This window comes from Microbacterium sp. HSID17254 (assembly GCF_003989315.1).
Taxonomy (GTDB): Bacteria; Actinomycetota; Actinomycetes; order Actinomycetales; family Microbacteriaceae; genus Microbacterium.
The window spans coordinates 1-878 of the sequence record NZ_RBLT01000152.1 but is presented as its reverse complement, the minus strand read 5'-3'; the positions used below and the strand labels follow the sequence as shown (position 1 = coordinate 878).

General features: G+C 71.5%; 3 protein-coding genes. All 3 read left to right on the top strand.

Annotated elements, in window-relative coordinates; genetic code table 11:
* Nucleotides 1-170, top strand: a 170-nt coding sequence (locus tag D8M34_RS18265; RefSeq protein WP_126894725.1) for an aldehyde dehydrogenase family protein, incomplete at its 5' end; no start/stop codon positions are given.
* Nucleotides 167-379 carry a DUF779 domain-containing protein gene (locus D8M34_RS19920; protein WP_446723746.1) on the top strand — a complete coding sequence of 71 codons (213 nt, stop codon included), beginning with the start codon at nt 167-169 and terminating at the stop codon, nt 377-379. The genes D8M34_RS18265 and D8M34_RS19920, both read left to right, overlap by 4 nt.
* A 214-nt stretch (nt 380-593) precedes the next feature.
* Nucleotides 594-878, top strand: a 285-nt coding sequence (locus D8M34_RS18255) for an isochorismatase family protein (RefSeq protein WP_126894724.1), incomplete at its 3' end; no start/stop codon positions are given.

The window sequence follows — 878 nt, the reverse complement described above, 5'->3', positions numbered from 1 at the left end:
ACGCGGCCTTCGGTGGCTACAAGCAGTCCGGCATCGGGCGCGAGAACCACAAGATGATGCTGGACCACTACCAGCAGACGAAGAACATCCTGCAGAGCTACTCGCCGAACGCCCTGGGCTTCTTCTGCTGGGTGAGCCGGACGTCGGCGTCACCCCGACCGAGCGGGTGACGCTGACGCCGGCCGCCGCCGATCTGCTGGTCACGCTCACCGACCTGCACGGTCCGCTGATGTTCCACCAGTCCGCTGGGTGCTGCGACGGCAGCGCCCCGATGTGCTTCCCGGACGGGGACTTCAAGACCGGCGACCGGGACGGCGAACTGGGAGACGGGCAGGTGGCCGGTGTCGGGGGGCCGTTCGGGGTCTGGATGTCGGGATAGGAGGACGAGGACGGGAAGCACAGGGAGCTCACGGGCGACGGCGGCAAGGGGCGGGGCAGCGGGTGCTCGGTCGAGGCGCCGGAGGGCGTCCGGTGCCTGATCCGCTCGCGACTGTTCACCGGCGACGAGGACCGGGCGATGCAGGACTGACCACCCGCACCACGGCCCGGGACACCCGTCCCGGGCCGTGGTCGTCTCCGGCCGAGGAGCACCGATGACGCACACCCTGCGCGGACTGATGGGCCTGCCGGCGGAACCGGCCCCGCTGTCCCGCTCCGCACTCATCATGATCGACCTGCAGAACACCTACACCGAGGGCGTGATGCGGCTGGAGAACGTCGAGCCGGCCCTCGGGGAGGCGGCCGAGCTGCTCGACCGCGCCCGCTCCGCCGGGTCGCGGATCATCCACGTCCGGCACGACGCCGGCGAGGGCAGCCCGTACGACGTCACCGCGCCGATCGGCGCCATCCACGACTCGGTCGCCCCGCGCGACGGCGAG